We start from the raw sequence: 15,816 nt of genomic DNA, 5'->3' as shown, positions 1-15,816 counted from the left end.
TAAGTCTGTCGTAAGCCAGTAAATAATGTTAATCAGAGAATTTAAAACCGGATTATGAGCGCAAAACCAAATAAAACGATTTTCCTTGCTGACGACGATGCGGATGACTGCATGCTGTTCGAAGATGCATTGAGAGAGGTGAGCACATCAACGGAACTTACTACGGCGAATGATGGGGTCGAACTGATCAATTTGATGGAAACGACCGTTCCCCCTCCGCCCGACGTTATTTTTCTCGATCTTAACATGCCAAGAAAGAACGGATTTGAATGTCTTGAACTGATCAGGAGCACAAAAGCGTGGGAACGCATTCCTGTGGTAATATTCTCGACAACAGGCCAGGAAGAAATGGTGAGGAAAGTGCATGAGCAAGGTGCCAACTATTTTATCAGAAAACCGGGTTCTTTTCCGAAATTGAAGCAGGCGATCAAGCAAATTCTCGATATAGACTGGACAAAGCACAGCTGGAAGCCGGTTGCCGAAAATTTTTATTACCAATATTAATCCTGAATGTTCACCTCCTAAATTTGCAAAGATCTTCCATAAGAAAGCTAGTGGACAATTTACAGCAGGAAACGGGTTCAGGTAAAAGTGTTATCAACACAAATTCTCAAAATACGCAAACCAGCGTAAACGATAGCGAAAGCAAGTTCAGAAACACAATGAGGCAGGCGCCGGTAGGGATCACAATCCTGCGCGGACCTGATTTTTTTGTTGAAATGGCCAACGATACGTATCTCAGTATCGTGGACAAACGAGAGGATGAATTTGTCAACAAGCCGCTGTTTGAGTCTCTTCCCGAAGTCCGGAATTCCATTGAGGACATCCTTAACAGGGTGCTTACAACGGCGATCCCCTATAATGGCAATGAGTTTGAAGTAACCATTAAGCGCTTCGGCAAGCGTGAGCAGTGTTACTTTAACTTTGTATATCAGCCCCTTATAGAAGATTCCGGAGAAATTTCCGGGATTTTTGTGGTTGCTACTGAAGTAACCCAGCAGGTTCTGGCCAAGCATCGCCTCGAACGCAGCGAAAACCAGTTCCGGACATTGGTTACGCAGTCGCAATTTGCAAAAGCCATATTAAAAGGCCCCGACTTTGTGATCAGCATTGCAAATGAAAGTATGCTGAAAAATTTATGGGGAAGGGAATTATATGAAGTGGTGGGGCAACGGTTGTTTGATGTTTTTCCCGAGCTTGAAAGTCAGAATTTAGGAAAAATCCTTCACGATGCTTACCAAAGCGGTAAGTTGTATCGTGATAACGAGGCCTCTATCCTCATCAATGGAAACGATGGGCTGAAAGAGCATTATGTAGATTTCCAATATGCGCCCATATTCGAAACAGAGGACGAAGTTTCGGGCATTATGGTGTCCCTGAATGATGTTACGGACAAAGTGACATTCCGTAAGCAGATTTCGGAGGCTGCGGAAAGATTATCCCTTGCAACAGATGGAACGCAGCTGGCAACCTGGGACCTGGATCTGAACACGAAGCATATTATTTACTCAGGTCGCCTGGCCGCCATTTTTGGTTTTGAAGAAACGAAGCTTCTCACTCACCAGCAAATGCGCGATCTGGTCCATCCTGAGGATAGAAAAACTGTGGTGGAAAAAGCTTTCGAAATGGCGCTTCAAACAGGCACATACTACTACGAAGCGCGCATTATTCATCCGGATAATACTATCCATTGGATCAGGACGCAGGGAAAGATCTTGTATGACGAGAACCATCGCCCACACAGGATGCTGGGGACAATGATGGACATTACGGACCGGAAAGAAGATGAGCTTGCATTAAAAATCAGTGAGGATAAATACAGGACATTAGCTGATGAACTCGAATCTCAGGTTCAGCTTCGCACCAAGGAACTGACCATTGCCAATAGCGAACTTGTCAAAACGAATATGGAGCTTGCGCAATTTGCCTATGTGGCCAGTCATGATCTGCAAGAGCCATTGCGCAAGATCCAGACTTTTGCGACGAGGATCCTGGAAACTGAAAACGAAAATCTCTCCGATCGCGGTAAAGATTATTTCAGGCGTATGCAGGCTTCGTCTACGCGTATGCAACAGCTAATTGTGGATTTGCTGGCATTTTCCCGTGCCAATGCAGTTGAAAAGCATTTTGAAAAAGTTGATTTAAATGTTGTTCTGCAAAATGTGAAAGAACAGCTGGGTGATACGATCCAGCAAACTAATGCCCGGATCATTAGAGACGATCTTCCGGTCTGGAATGTTATTGAGTATCAGTTTGAACAGCTTTTCACAAATCTGATCGCTAATGCGGTTAAATTTACCAAACAGGAAACGGACCCTGTTATCACCATCCGCTCAGGACTGATATCGGGAGAACTGATTCCTCTGAATGGTGCCGAAGCACATTTGACTTATCAGTATCTTTCTTTTTCGGATAACGGGATTGGCTTCGATCCACAGTTCAAGGACCGGATTTTCCAGGTTTTTCAGCGGCTGCACAATCGAAGTACGTATGAGGGCACCGGTATTGGTCTGGCGATTTGCAAAAAAATTGTTGAAAACCACAAAGGGCTTATTGATGCAATAGGCAAACCGGGAATTGGCTCAACCTTCATCATTTACCTGCCAGTCTGATTGAGTTGGTATAATTCTTATAGCGGAAAATTGTAAGACGAAATTATATCCTCCATGAACGATCAGATATTACCCAAGGCTGAATGGCTTGCTGTCATTGCTGCGTCCGGAATTATCGGCACAGCCGTGATGACGCTCGTTATGTATGGAATGACTTTCATTACAGATAAAGTAATGAAAGTGACCAAAATATTAGGCACAATGATCACTTGCCAAACCACGGACGACCGGGGCTTGTCGGAAAGCAAAACGGCTATTTTTACAGGCATTGTGGCACATTATATCATTGGGATCGGATTTGTGTTGTGCTACCATATCCTGTGGTTTCTCGGAGTAGGCCATCCCGATTTTCTCAACGGCCTGATTCTGGGTTTTGCGAGCGGAATTTTAGCTGTCATATTCTGGTCAACTTTTTTCGCGGTGCATCCATTCCCACCCGATGTCGACCTTAAATCGTATCTTCTGACATTATTCCTGGCCCATTTCGTGTTTGCGCTTACGGCAGTTTGGGCCTATGTTTTCTTTGCGGAGCGATTGTGAGATTTCTGGAAAGTAATGGCAATGCCTGTAAGGATAATGATCCCGCCAATGATCATTTGCCAGGTAATGTGTTCATCAATAAAAACCAAGGCTAACAGCCCTGTTACAACAGCCTGACTTAACAGGCTGAGCGATACACGCATCGCGTCCATTTTCTTGACTGCATAATTAATGGCCAGCCAGCCGACTAACTGGCAAATTAATCCTTGAATGATAAATACGCTCCATACCACAGGAGTGAAATGCCATAAAGGTTCACCCAACACGACACATATTACAAGCAGGTAAATACTGGAAACGGCCATGTTGATCGTCATAAAACTCATGATGTTCACGCGGTTCAAAATGGATTTGCTAACCAGCATATAGGAGGCATACAACATTCCGGACAGGACAGCCAATGCGAAGCCTTTGTCCAGTTTCATCTCCAAAAAAGCCTCAGGCCCTATTAAAACCACCATTCCTGCCACAGCAACAAAGGTCCCGATCCAGAAGCTGGCTTTTGGTTTATCATTCAAAAAAAGAAAGGACCCAATCCCCACCCATGCGGGCGCGAGATTGGTCAAAAGCGTGGCTTGCGTTGCATTCGAATAATGAATGGATAAATTCCAAACGGCAATATCCGTTGCAAAAATAATCCCGCATATGGTAATAGGGACCCAAAGATCCTTTTCTGGCCATATAAATTTGCGTTTCAAGATGACGACAGGCAGCAAAAACAGGAAGCCAAAGAACATCCTGTAAAATGCGGACGATATCCCCGAAACCGGTGCCCATTTCACCAAAACAGGAAAAATACTGATGCTAAGAAGCCCAATCAGCAGAGCGACGCGGGGATTCACCATAATTCACATAAATTCAGGCAAAGACTTAGTTAGTTGGCTTTGCGCGGTCGTACTGGATGGGCCAGGAGATGTCTTCGCCCAACTCATGCGCTGCATGCAGCGGGAAATAAGGGTCACGCAGCATTTCTCTCGCCATAATGATCAGATCGGCGTCTTCATTTTGCAAAATTTCCTCTGATTGTCTGGCCTCGGTGATCAAGCCCACGGTCCCAGTCAATGCGCCTGTTTCCTTTTTGATTTTTGCGGAAAAAGGAACTTGATAGGAAGGTCCGATCGTGATTTTTTGGTGAGCAACCAGTCCGCCGCTTGACACGTCGATCAGATCTACACCCTTGTTTTTAAGTAGCTTAACCAACGCGACTGACTGCTCTTCATCCCATCCATTTTCAGCCCAATCCGTTGCGGACAGGCGCACAAACAATGGTAAGTCGGCAGGCCAAACTTTTTGAACAGCATCAATAATTTCGATTAAGAAACGGGCGCGGTTTTCCAGGTTGCCGCCATATTCGTCCGTGCGTACATTGCTAAGCGGTGAAAGGAACTGATGGATCAGGTAACCGTGCGCGGCGTGAAGTTCAATGACTTTGAAACCGGCTTTAAGTGCCCGCTCTGCTGCTTTTGCAAAGTCGGAAACCACTTTCTGAATGCCTGCTGTGTCCAATGACAGGGGAGCGTCCTCTCTTTCATGAAACGGAATTGCCGAAGCGCTCAGCGTTTGCCAGCCACCCTGGTACAGAGGCACTTGTCCGCGCCCCTTCCAGGCAGGAAATGTGCTTGCTTTCCTGCCTGCGTGCGCTAGTTGAATGCCTGGAATCGCGCCCTGGGTCTCTATGAAAGTAGTGATCTGTTTTAATTTATCGATATGCTCATCTTTCCAAATGCCGAGATCCTCTGGCGAAATCCTGCCCTCTGGGGAAACCGCAGTGGCTTCGGCAATGAGCAAGGCCGCGCCGCCTACTGCCCGGCTTCCGAGGTGAACAAGATGCCAGTCATTGGCAAAACCGTCCACAGAGGAATACTGGCACATGGGAGAAACGACGATCCTGTTTTTGAACGTGATGCTTTTAATTGTAAGCGGAGTGAATAATCGGGATGACATTGTGTTGAATGTTAGGTTTTTGCCGGTTTAATTTTTTGCAGAATTTTGATTTCATCAATGGTTATCGTGCTGATCAGCTCAAACAATCCGTTGATCGTTTTCAAATCGGACAACATTTTTCGTGCTGGTGACTGATCTGCCTTTTCAATGCCCATTTCTTTAATTTCCTTTTTTCGCTTTGCCAGCAATTCCACCAGTTTCATATTCTGAGGCAGAGATTCGCGCGCAATTTCGAAGCTGTTTTCTGACTTTCCTTCTATAATGTCTGTTGCGGCTTTTATCTGCCGGTCGATCTGTCGGATCATTACTTCAAATTCCACCGAAAACTCTGAATATTCCAATGTTTGCGCGTATGTGGAAAGCGAGGCAATGTAGGATGTAAGCATATGGCTCGTTGCTACGAACTGATGATATTCTTCCATGTTGAGCTGCTGCCGTTTTGGCTCGGAAAGCATCTTCTGAAAATTGTCGGAGAGGTTGGCCATCGCAATGATCGCATCTTTGCGAAGCATTTTTAACTCGTTGATATCCAATTGTTTTCCTGTAAACTTGGCTGCTACGACATCAAAATATTTACGGTTGGCATTCAGCGCGTCCCGGATATACTGATTAATCTGGGTATGCTCCCAAACCGGCAGGACGTAGGAAGAAATCACATATGCGATCATGGAGCCAACAACGGTATCCACCACGCGATCCTGCAAAACCGCCGTAATTTGCTGTGGGTTCAGGAAATTGAAGGAAAGGATCACATATAGTGTAATGGTCGTTGAAGCGACGAAATAATTGATCTTTAAAAAACTGTAAGCCAGGATCATAGCAAGCATCATAATGATAAAGAGGGCGGTGCCGTCATTAATCAGATACAGCAACAAAAATCCCGAAAAGACCCCGACTAGCGTCCCGCCGATCCGCTGAACATTTCGCTGTTTGGTGATGCTGAAAGCTGGTTTCAGGATCACAACAATGGTGAGGAGTATCCAGTAACCGTGGCCTACTTCCAGGAAAAGTGAAATAATGTATCCGATCAAAAGCCCGATCGTTACCCGCACGGCATGTCTGAAATGACTTGATTTCAGTGAAAGGTTATCCAGGAGAATGCGCGGGTGATATTCCTGTTTTGGTATAAAGCTTTCGGCCTCAACATTCAATTTATATCCCTTACTAACATCTGCGTCATACGTGGTTGCGCGATGCAATTTTTTAATGCGTTCGGTAACATCCTGCAGGCTGTTAAGAATTTGGCGCAGCATGATAAAATCTTCCATGTTATCGTGCGTCATTTTGTGCTCGCGCATTGTCTCAAATGCCCGCTGGCACTTGTTGAACGCCTCGTCCAGGTCGTGTCTGGAGTGGGAGGGAAAGCCGCTTTGAATGGCTAATCCAATTTGCTTGATTTCATCCGATAGCCAGGTAATGTAGGTGCCAAAAAGCCTCAACACTTTGGTGTGGTCAAAAGCCCGGTGCAGGTTGGTGTAATTTTGCTGTGAGTTGAGTATCCGCTCAAAAAGGTCTATGCTATCCAGGAACATTAGCATCAATACCCGGCTTTTATTGGTGGACTCAGTAACAATCTCGCGGGTTTTGAACAGGATTTCCCGAAGGTTTTCGTGATTTTCGCGGAGGATAACCTGTTGGTGGATCATCTTATTAAACAGTTCATCATAATCCGGATTTGCAAAATAGTATCCAGCCTTTATCGAAAGAAGCTTTCCCAATTCGGCAAAGTTCTCGCCCAGAAGCTGTTGGATAAGTTTATAGGGCAATAGTTTTTGCAAAATCATGAACAGGACAAAATACCAGATCCCGCCGGCCGCAAAGATTGCAGCTGTCCTGAACACCAGATCACCGCTTAAATGATCATCGATATTAAATACAAAAACAAGCAGCGAAATAAGACCGATGCTATTAACCCTATTGCCGTACACGCCGACCAGTGAAAAAAACATCCCGAAAACGATGATTTCGAGGAAGATAACAAAGTGAATGTGCCGGAGATAGCCGGTTATACAAGCGACTGCGAAACAAGTGAAGATGGCGATAATCAGCGAGTTACGCCTTCTGTGATAAGGTCCTGGATTGTCCGTTCCGCCGATCAGCAATGTGCCAAGCGGAAACGCAATCATATCGCCAAGTATTCCGTAATGCTGAAATATAAGGCTCGGAATAACCGCGCCAAGGGTTAAACGTACGCCTGTCGAAAGGTAATGACTGGAAATAAACTTTTTGAATTCGTCGAGGTAATTCATGAAACGGGCAATCGGTAGCTAACGCAATACTACTATTTATAATCCACAAGCAACAAAACGCGTTCCAAAATTCCGGATTATTTGCAGCGTCCTGTTCATGGCTGATAATTGTGTTGTTTTTGTATTTTTGAGAAATTCCAGATCAGGTTCGCATTTTGGCAACCATTTAAATTGAGTTAGCAAGACAATGCTGTTCGTAAACTTTGACCCATTTCCGATACTAGAAACCGAGCGGCTGCTGTTGCATGCCATGTCGGAAAGCCACGTGGAGGATATGTTCAAACTGCGGAGTAATCCGCAAGCTATGCAATATATTGGGAAGCCGTTGCTGGCTTCCAGGAATGAGGCCAGGGATCTGATAGACGCTTATAGCAGAAATCTTAGGGATAAAATCGGGATCACCTGGGGCATTGCATTGAAGGATATCCGGGTTAATGAGAGCGAAGGCGCTTTAATCGGTACAATTGGATTCCATAAAATGGATCTTTATAACTATCGCGCTGAAATCGGTTATATGATCCATCCGGATCATTGGTTTAAGGGAATCATGAGTGAGGCTTTGAAACGGATTGTCGATTATGGCTTTAAAGAAATGTACTTTCACAGCATTGAGGCGAAGATCAGTCCTGAGAATGACGCTTCAAGAAAGATTCTGCTGAAACATGGGTTTGAGAAGGAAGCATATTTTAAGGAAAGTTTCCATGAAAACGGCCGTTTTCTGGATACGGAAATTTATTCTTTGCTAAACAAGCCGGGGGAGCGTCACAAAACTGCATAAAAAAAGCTGCACCGAACGGCGCAGCTTTTTTCCTAATATCTTATTGATCAGTGCTCAGAGCCAATTTTAACAATTGCTTTGTCTATAAAATACTGACCTGTTCCTTCTTCGCCGATCACATCGAACAATTCAATCGCACGGCGAGCATTATCTTCTTCTTCAATCTGCTCATTCACAAACCATTGCAGGAAGTTTTCAGTGCCATAATCTTCTTCTCTGCGGCTCTGTGTAACAATGCGGTTAATGGATTGCGTAACAGCAATTTCACTTTGGAGCGCTGCTTCGAAAACGCTTCTGAATGTTGCAAACTCTTGTTTTACAGCAGCCACTTCAGGAGAAACGGCCGTTCCGCCTACTGTCATAATGTAGTTGAATATTTTAAGCATATGTCCGCGCTCTTCGTCAGACTGCTTAAGGAAATATTTTGCACTGTTTTTGAATCCGTTACGGTCACACCATGAAGCCATGGCCAGATATTTGGCAGAAGCTTCCGCTTCCATTTTCACCTGATTGTTCAAAAGTATTTCTATTTCCTCTTTCAGGGAAGTCCGTTGTCTTAATAGATCTCTCATGGTTTACTTTCTTTTTATTTGTACTAACAAGTACAAATATCATGCGAAAGTTCAGCATTACAAACGAACCCCGAAATTTGGAATTGGTCTAATATGATCGGAATGAGCTATTTAGACTAATTCTGCTTCATTAAATAGTAGTTGATGTAAAAGTGAGTTGAGCTCGATAGCGAAGTGCGTGCCGTTCACGAGTTCTCTTAGCTGGATCAGCTCGCAGAGGGTAAGTTTGTGATTAATGTTGAGCTGAGGTGCTTCAACAAACTCATAGTCAGAGTCATCGGAGAGGTCAAAAATCTTGCTATGGATGTCAATGTTGTTAATGAAGCGGCGGAAATTCAGGAAATCCTGAATTCTGAACGAAGCCTGCATTTCACCAAAATGAAGAATGATCTTAGATGTTAAATCGCACTGAAGACTGAATCCTTTTGCAGTACTAAACAATTCATTTGGGGTATTCACTGACAGCAATCTATTTGAATCGTGGAAATTGTTGCACAAATATAACCGCAAAGTAATTGTCAAGCAAGTTTATTTGTAAGCAATCTAATTACAGGGAAGAGAATTCTTTTTATCTGCCGTAATTAGATTGCATTGAATTGCTGCTATCAGTTCCCAGCCCTGGCCCAGTTATCCCTTAATGTGACTGTTCTATTGAAAACGAGCTTTTCCGTGCTGCTGTCAGGGTCTTTGGCGAAATAGCCTTTTCTTAAAAATTGGAATGATTCTCCTTCTTTGGCTTCACTGAGCGCTGGCTCGGCGTAGCCGGTTATAACTTCCAGTGAGTTGGGATTGATATAGTCTTTGAAGTCGCCTTCTTCAGATGAAGGGTCCTCCACCGAGAAAAGCCGGTCATAAAGCCGCACTTCAATTTCGTGTGCATGCGGAACTGAAACCCAGTGTAATGTTCCTTTCACATTAATGCCGGTTGTGTCCTGCCCGCTTTTACTGTTTTCAATGTAAGAGCAACGGACCTCTGTTATTTCGCCATTCTCGTCTTTTACAAAATCATCGCACTGGATAATGTACGCGCTTTTCAAACGGACCATTTTCCCTGGTGCCAGGCGGAAGTATTTTTTGGACGGCGTTTCCATAAAGTCCTCTTTTTCAATGTATATTTCTCTTGAAAAAGGAATTTCACGGTTCCCCGTCGCAATGTCCTCCGGATTATTTTCGCTGTGGCACATTTCGGTAACGCCCTCCGGGAAGTTTGTAATGACCACTTTCAATGGATCCAGAACAACCATTCTGCGCAGCGCCTTTTTATTCAAATCTTCGCGAACGCAAAATTCCAGTAAACCTACATCGATCATATTTTCACGACGCGCCACACCGATCCGCTCGCAAAAGTCGCGGATGCTTTCTGGTGTATAACCTCTTCGGCGTAAGCCGCTGATCGTGGGCATTCTTGGATCGTCCCAGCCATTCACATGCTTTTCCTGAACAAGTTGCAGCAATTTTCGTTTGCTCGTAACCGTATAGTTCAGGTTACGGCGTGCGAATTCATATTGATGCGAAGGATAGATCCCCAGCTTTTCGATGATCCAGTCGTACAACTCGCGGTGGGGCACAAATTCCAATGTGCAAATGGAATGTGTAACCGTTTCAATGGAATCGCTTTGTCCGTGTGCAAAGTCGTACATCGGATAAATACACCATTTGTTGCCGGTGCGATGGTGATGGGCGTGTTTTATCCTGTAAAGAATCGGGTCACGCATCAGCATATTGATATGCCCCATATCAATTTTGGCGCGAAGCGTGCGACTTCCATCAGGAAATTCGCCATTTCTCATTTTTTCAAAAAGCGTCAGGTTTTCTTCAACCGAGCGGCTTCTGTAAATGTTGTCTTTGCCAGGTTCCGTAGGCGTGCCTTTGAGCAACGCAATTTCCTCGGAGGTTGAATCATCCACGTAAGCCAATCCTTTGTTGATCAGCTCTATTGCATATTGATATAATGTATCGAAATAATCGGAAGCGTACAGCTCGTGCTCCCATTCAAAACCCATCCAGCGGATGTCGTTCTTTATGCTTTCCACGTATTCAGTATCTTCGGTAACCGGGTTGGTGTCGTCGAAGCGAAGGTTTGTGTAGCCGGGGAATTTTTTAGTCAATCCAAAGTTGAGGCAAATGCTGGATGCATGGCCGATATGTAAATACCCGTTTGGTTCGGGTGGAAATCTTGTTATGATCTGGGTGTATTTTCCTGCCTGCAAATCCGCCTCCACAATTTCCTCTATAAAATTCAGGCTTTTTTCTTCTTTTTTCTCTTCCGTAATCATACTAAACTGGAAATATTTTTCGATTTTCAAAGTTAACCTTCTTCCCAACAAAACCAGCAATGAACAGTTGCAAATCGCAAATACGGGCCGTTTCCTTTACTTTTGCAAAATGCGCTATTTTCTCGAATTCAGCTATAAAGGAACTGCCTACAACGGCTGGCAAAAACAAAACAATGCATTGGGCGTCCAACAGGTCCTGGAAGAAGCGCTCGCAAAAGTCCTTCGTTTACCCATTGAAATCACAGGCAGTAGCAGGACTGACACCGGCGTACATGCAGAACAACAATTTGCGCATTTTGATTTAGAAAATCGAATAGAAGATGCGGAGTTGTTGATCTACAAGCTCAACGGGCTCATTCCCAGGGATATTGCGGTGAGGCGGATCATTGAAGTGCCTGTCGATATCAACTCTCGTTTCGCAGCAACACACAGGAAGTACGAATACCGAATAACAAAGCGCAAAAACCCTTTTTTGACCGATTTGAGCTATATGCTAAGAGCTGAGCTAAATGTTGATCTCATGAATGAGGCCGCTGCATTACTTTTGAAACACAATGATTTCGAGAGCTTTAGCAAGATTCACACCCAGGTCAACAATTTCAGGTGCACCATTACTGAAGCGATCTGGATTGATTCCGAGGACATGCTGATCTTTCACATTCGTGCCAATCGTTTCCTGCGCGGGATGGTCCGCGCATTGGTAGGGACGTTGCTGGACGTAGGGAAAGGCAAGCGAACTGTGGCGGAATTTGAAGAAATTATTCTGGCAAAAAACAGAAAAGTAGCTGGTGCTCAGGCTCCTGCGGACGGTCTTTTCCTGGTTGAAGTGGGCTATGATTTTATCTAAATCGCATCATTACTAAATTGATTATTAACCAAACGGAAAATACCAAGCGGATTACCATTTTTCAATTCATCAGGTAAAAGCGCATCCGGCCATCCCTGGAAGGATTGCGGGCGGACAAAACGCAGAATGGAATCCCGGCCAACCGAAGTGAACCTTGCATCCGCTGTCGCTGGAAAAGGGCCACCGTGATGCATGGAAGGACAAACCTCAACACCCGTTGGAACACCATTGAGGATGAAGCGACCTGAGATTTTAGCAAGTTTATTAACGATCCCGGCATATGCCTCCACTTCACTTTCTTCTGCCATTAGCGAGCAGGTAAGTTGCCCTTTCAGGCTGGAGATCGCTTCCAGCATCTCCTGTGTATTCTCACAAATGACAAGCAGTGAAAACGGCCCGAAAATTTCTTCGTGTAATTTTGGATTGGCAATGAAACTTTCACCCGAAACCGTTGCTATGGATGCCTGAGCCTGATTTTCTCCGTCAGACATCTGCTCGGAAACGGCTAGTACATTGACGTCTTGCTGTTCGAATGCATGATCGCGAAGCTTGTAGTAATTTTTACAAATGCCCGCTGTTAACATTGTAGCAGAGGTGGTTTTCAAGATCTCAGTTTTATAAGAATCGATAAATGCGATCAAACCCTGCGTTTTGGTTACAAAAACAAGTCCGGGATTGGTGCAGAACTGACCTGCGCCAAGGCTTACCGAACCGGCGAGGGTTTTTCCTAGCTCCAATGCATTGTGTTCCAGATATTTTGGCAGCACAACAATTGGGTTAACGCTGCCCATTTCGGCAAAAACGGCAATGGGTTCTTCGCGTTCCTGCGCCATTTTGAACAACGCCATTCCACCTTTCATCGAGCCTGTGAAACCAACGGCCTTGCTCGCAGGATGTTTCACCAATGCACTTCCGACTTCAAAACCATCATCATATAGCATGGAAAAAACACCATCAGGCATACCCGTCCTCTGCGCGGCTTTCACAATTGCCTGCGCCGTGAGATCGCTTACGCCCGGATGTGCGGCGTGGGCCTTCACAATAACCGGATTTCCAGCTGCCAAAGCCGGGCCTGTATCCACACCAGCCACAGAATAGGCAAAAGGAAAATTGCTGGAACCGAAAACGATGACCGGCCCGATGGGAACGAGCATTTTGCGAATGTCGGGTTTTGGAACCGGGGAGCGATCGGGTAGGGCGGTGTCGATGGATGCATCCACCCACGAACCTTCACGAAGCAGTTCAGCAAATTGTGTAAGCTGGTTGATCGTGCGGGCGCGTTCACCCTGGAGGCGCGCGACGGGCAGGCCGGTTTCCAGATTGGCCCTTTCCAGCAAAATATCGCCGACTGCCATGATTTCTTCGGTTATAGCAATCAGGAAATCTGCTCTTTTTGCAGCAGGAGTTTTTGCGTATTCACCAAATGCCTTGTTAGCAAGCAACATTGTCTGCTCTACTTCCTCGGCCGTAGCTTTATGAAAATTTTCAGGGAGAAATGTGTCTTTGGCGGGCACATAGGATTGAAATGTACGTTCGCCCTGGCTAGAAAGTGAATAGCCAATGTAGTTTTTACCTTTGATTTCCATAAGTTAAGATTGTGTCAGACGAGACGTGCAATGAGGTCATCCACAGAAATTCCTTCGGCCTCGGCCTTGAAATTCCGGATAATTCTGTGACGTAAAACGGGCAATGCAACTGCCTTTACATCTTCAATATCTGGCGAATATTTTCCGGAAAGCAATGCATTACATTTTGCAGCCAGGATAAGCGCCTGAGAAGCGCGCGGGCCCGCGCCCCAGTCGAGATAGTCGTTTGTATCTTTTACCGCAAGTCCGGCAGCTGGTCTGGTTTTGTGAACCAGTTTTACTGCGTATTCAATAACATGATCGGTTACCGGCACGCGTCTTACCAAATGTTGGAAATCCATGATCTCCTCGGCAGAAACCACCTTCTGAACCTGGTAGCGAACGTCGTTCGTAGTATTTTTAACGATATTCACCTCCTCAGCATAAGACGGATAATCCAGCTGGATCATGAACATAAAGCGGTCAAGCTGGGCTTCCGGCAACGGATAAGTTCCTTCCTGTTCAATCGGGTTTTGGGTGGCCAAAACAAAGAATGGACGCTCTAATGCATGTTTTGCACCGGCAATGGTCACCGAATATTCCTGCATTGCTTCCAAAAGTGCGGATTGCGTTTTGGGCGGCGTCCGGTTGATCTCATCGGCCAGGATAATGTTGGCAAAAACAGGCCCTTTAATGAACTTGAAATTGCGGTTCTGGTCCAATGTCTCCGAACCCAGAATGTCGGAAGGCATTAAATCAGGCGTGAACTGGATCCGGTTGAAATTGAGATCGAGTGAAGATGCAATCGTCTGGATAAGAAGTGTCTTCGCTAAGCCGGGAACGCCTACCAGGAGGCAATGGCCCTGACAGAAAATGGCGGTAAGCAATCCTTTAACAACCTCATCCTGTCCGATTATTACGTTTCCAATTTCACTCCGGATTTTATCATAAGCTATTTTCATAGCTTCGGCAGCTTCAACGTCCGATGAATACTTCACAATTTGTCAGATTAGATTTTCAAGTCCTTTAACCGCAATGCTTACTTAAAAAAGCTAAATATCATTTGCCAGAGCTTCTAAACCGAGCACCTTGCAATCTTTATATTCGGGTTCGATGCTGATGAAAACATCACCCTGTGCTTTTTTAAACCATTCTTCCAATGCATTATTCCGTTTGTTACTCAGCACGATCTGGGCGAGTTTTTCGTAATCGTCACGCAGGTTGGCCGTATGCGGTTCAGATTTGCTTTTGTACCAAAGGATACGCATTGCGCTTCTTCCGTCTTCTGTACGATAAGCAACCGGCTTGCTCAGGTCGCCAACTTTCATAGTATCAATAGCAAAATACAGTGCCGGGTCCATGGAAGCATCCAGTGTAAGGCGTGCAAGGCCGGTGTTCCTATCCATGATCAAACCGCCCGATTCGGCCGTTTCTTTGTCTTCTGAGTTATCCAAAGCGGCTTTCGCGAATTTCAATGTGTCAATTTCGATCAGGTTCCTCAGGCTGTCCAGTGACCGGATTGCAGAGGTCATGTCCGTTCCCTTGTTGTAATCCGGGCGAAGCAGGATGTGTCTTGCGTGATATTCCGCACCGCGTGTTTCGATGAGCTTGATCAAGTGAAAACCAAATTGCGATTCAACAATGTCCGACATTTCACCTGGTTTCAGCGATAACGCTGCTCCTTCAAACTCCGGGACCATTGCACCGCGTTTCGCGAAGTTCAAATCACCGCCGTTTTTCGCCGATCCAAGGTCTTCTGAATAGATCTGTGCCAATGTCGCAAAGTCTTCTCCTTTTTCTGCGCGTTGCTTCAGTTCGAGCAATTGCTGTCTTAATTTATCCTTTTGCTCACGCGTAACCGTTCCCAATTTCACAATGTGGCCAATTTCCACCTCGGAGGGAATGTACGGAAGACTGTCTTTTGGAATGGAATTAAAAAACTTGCGCACTTCGCTCGGCGTTATTTTAACATTACCGGAAATGGTCCGCTGCATTTTTTCAACGATCTTTTGCTCCTTAACCTGCGTGCGCAATTCGCTTTTCAGGTTTTCAATGCTCTTGCCGTAGGCTTCCACAATGTTCTTTTCGGAACCGAAACGCTGCACCATGTAGCCCATTTTGGCATCCAGCTCGCCGTCTACTTCTTTGTCTTCCACAACAACCGAGTCGATCTCAGCTTTGGCAAGAAGCATTTTATTGATGATAAGGGATTCCAGAAGCTGGCATTTTTCAGGAGCTGCGCGTCCTTCGGCTTTGTATTGCGTGTACATTTCCTCCAATTCGGAGTTCAAAATGTAGTGATTGTCAACCCTTGCAATGATCTTATCAATGCTCACACCCTGCTGGCCCTGTCCGAAACTGATGAGACTGAAAAACAGCGAGAATACTGCTATCAGACCGGGCGCCATTACTTTATTTATTTTCATACGTTTA

At 45.2% G+C, this 15,816-nt stretch carries 14 protein-coding genes; 5 read left to right on the top strand and 9 right to left on the bottom strand.

The features are described from left to right. Positions 1-54: 54 nt before the first annotated feature. From B5X68_RS01395 to B5X68_RS01385, 3 genes are read left to right on the top strand one after another with little or no spacing between them, the layout of a single operon-like run. Entirely contained in the window at positions 55-504 is a 450-nt protein-coding gene (locus tag B5X68_RS01395) for a response regulator (RefSeq protein WP_082212889.1), read from the top strand. 23 nt (positions 505-527) lie between these two features. Further along, on the top strand, positions 528-2,612 hold the full coding sequence (locus tag B5X68_RS01390; protein ID WP_229208245.1) for a PAS domain-containing sensor histidine kinase: 2,085 nt from the start codon (positions 528-530) through the stop codon (positions 2,610-2,612). A 54-nt stretch (positions 2,613-2,666) separates the two neighbouring features. Then, positions 2,667-3,152, top strand: coding sequence for a hypothetical protein (locus tag B5X68_RS01385; protein WP_082212888.1), 486 nt, complete (start codon positions 2,667-2,669; stop codon positions 3,150-3,152). Here B5X68_RS01385 and B5X68_RS01380 read toward each other — a convergent pair. The 3 genes from B5X68_RS01380 to B5X68_RS01370 are packed head-to-tail and all read right to left on the bottom strand — an operon-like array spanning position 3,125 to position 7,345. Then, positions 3,125-3,997 carry a DMT family transporter gene (locus B5X68_RS01380; protein ID WP_082212887.1) on the bottom strand — a complete coding sequence of 291 codons (873 nt, stop codon included), beginning with the start codon at positions 3,995-3,997 and terminating at the stop codon, positions 3,125-3,127. The genes B5X68_RS01385 and B5X68_RS01380 overlap by 28 nt on opposite strands. Before the next feature lie 25 nt (positions 3,998-4,022). Next, positions 4,023-5,096 (bottom strand): NADPH dehydrogenase NamA, encoded by a 1,074-nt coding sequence (gene namA / locus B5X68_RS01375; protein WP_082212886.1) that lies wholly within the window; start codon positions 5,094-5,096, stop codon positions 4,023-4,025. A gap of 11 nt (positions 5,097-5,107) precedes the next feature. Next, positions 5,108-7,345, bottom strand: coding sequence for an FUSC family protein (locus B5X68_RS01370; protein WP_082212885.1), 2,238 nt, complete (start codon positions 7,343-7,345; stop codon positions 5,108-5,110). Positions 7,346-7,532: 187 nt separating this feature from the next. Here B5X68_RS01370 and B5X68_RS01365 point away from each other — a divergent pair, with 187 nt between their 5' ends. Beyond that, positions 7,533-8,123 carry a GNAT family N-acetyltransferase gene (locus tag B5X68_RS01365; protein ID WP_082212884.1) on the top strand — a complete coding sequence of 197 codons (591 nt, stop codon included), beginning with the start codon at positions 7,533-7,535 and terminating at the stop codon, positions 8,121-8,123. A gap of 47 nt (positions 8,124-8,170) precedes the next feature. Here the strand turns inward: B5X68_RS01365 and B5X68_RS01360 are convergent, their stop codons facing one another. From B5X68_RS01360 to B5X68_RS01350, 3 genes are all read right to left on the bottom strand, one after another. Beyond that, positions 8,171-8,695 (bottom strand): ferritin, encoded by a 525-nt coding sequence (locus tag B5X68_RS01360; protein WP_082212883.1) that lies wholly within the window; start codon positions 8,693-8,695, stop codon positions 8,171-8,173. A gap of 111 nt (positions 8,696-8,806) precedes the next feature. Continuing rightward, positions 8,807-9,154, bottom strand: a complete 348-nt coding sequence (locus B5X68_RS01355) for a hypothetical protein (protein ID WP_229208244.1) — start codon at positions 9,152-9,154, stop codon at positions 8,807-8,809. Positions 9,155-9,300: 146 nt separating this feature from the next. Continuing rightward, positions 9,301-10,971 carry a glutamine--tRNA ligase/YqeY domain fusion protein gene (locus tag B5X68_RS01350; RefSeq protein ID WP_082212881.1) on the bottom strand — a complete coding sequence of 557 codons (1,671 nt, stop codon included), beginning with the start codon at positions 10,969-10,971 and terminating at the stop codon, positions 9,301-9,303. Positions 10,972-11,080: 109 nt separating this feature from the next. On the opposite strand from B5X68_RS01350, the gene truA reads away from it, so the two are divergent. Further along, positions 11,081-11,818, top strand: coding sequence for a tRNA pseudouridine(38-40) synthase TruA (gene truA, locus B5X68_RS01345; protein ID WP_082213930.1), 738 nt, complete (start codon positions 11,081-11,083; stop codon positions 11,816-11,818). Here truA and B5X68_RS01340 read toward each other — a convergent pair. The 3 genes from B5X68_RS01340 to B5X68_RS01330 are packed head-to-tail and all read right to left on the bottom strand — an operon-like array spanning position 11,815 to position 15,809. Beyond that, a complete protein-coding gene (locus B5X68_RS01340; RefSeq protein ID WP_082212880.1) occupies positions 11,815-13,404 on the bottom strand; it encodes an aldehyde dehydrogenase (NADP(+)) in 1,590 nt (529 codons plus the stop codon). The two genes, truA and B5X68_RS01340, sit on opposite strands and share 4 nt — an antisense overlap. A gap of 14 nt (positions 13,405-13,418) precedes the next feature. Next, positions 13,419-14,381, bottom strand: a complete 963-nt coding sequence (locus B5X68_RS01335; protein WP_082212879.1) for an AAA family ATPase — start codon at positions 14,379-14,381, stop codon at positions 13,419-13,421. Positions 14,382-14,435: 54 nt separating this feature from the next. After that, a complete protein-coding gene (locus tag B5X68_RS01330; RefSeq protein ID WP_170916551.1) occupies positions 14,436-15,809 on the bottom strand; it encodes a peptidylprolyl isomerase in 1,374 nt (457 codons plus the stop codon). Positions 15,810-15,816 lie beyond the last annotated feature (7 nt).

The sequence above is a fragment of the Dyadobacter psychrophilus genome (assembly GCF_900167945.1).
Classification (GTDB): Bacteria; Bacteroidota; Bacteroidia; order Cytophagales; family Spirosomataceae; genus Dyadobacter; species Dyadobacter psychrophilus.
Note: the sequence above shows the minus strand (reverse complement) of the source record. Positions and strands in the feature narration are given on the sequence as shown.

Coding starts and splice junctions, on each gene's coding strand:
- truA (WP_082213930.1), top strand. CDS start 11,081: ATGCGCTATTTTCTCGAATTCAGCTATAAAGGAACTGCCTACAACGGC.
- B5X68_RS01370 (WP_082212885.1), bottom strand. CDS start 7,345: ATGAATTACCTCGACGAATTCAAAAAGTTTATTTCCAGTCATTACCTT.
- B5X68_RS01380 (WP_082212887.1), bottom strand. CDS start 3,997: ATGGTGAATCCCCGCGTCGCTCTGCTGATTGGGCTTCTTAGCATCAGT.
- B5X68_RS01385 (WP_082212888.1), top strand. CDS start 2,667: ATGAACGATCAGATATTACCCAAGGCTGAATGGCTTGCTGTCATTGCT.
- namA (WP_082212886.1), bottom strand. CDS start 5,096: ATGTCATCCCGATTATTCACTCCGCTTACAATTAAAAGCATCACGTTC.
- B5X68_RS01395 (WP_082212889.1), top strand. CDS start 55: ATGAGCGCAAAACCAAATAAAACGATTTTCCTTGCTGACGACGATGCG.
- B5X68_RS01340 (WP_082212880.1), bottom strand. CDS start 13,404: ATGGAAATCAAAGGTAAAAACTACATTGGCTATTCACTTTCTAGCCAG.
- B5X68_RS01330 (WP_170916551.1), bottom strand. CDS start 15,809: ATGAAAATAAATAAAGTAATGGCGCCCGGTCTGATAGCAGTATTCTCG.
- B5X68_RS01360 (WP_082212883.1), bottom strand. CDS start 8,695: ATGAGAGATCTATTAAGACAACGGACTTCCCTGAAAGAGGAAATAGAA.
- B5X68_RS01350 (WP_082212881.1), bottom strand. CDS start 10,971: ATGATTACGGAAGAGAAAAAAGAAGAAAAAAGCCTGAATTTTATAGAG.
- B5X68_RS01365 (WP_082212884.1), top strand. CDS start 7,533: ATGCTGTTCGTAAACTTTGACCCATTTCCGATACTAGAAACCGAGCGG.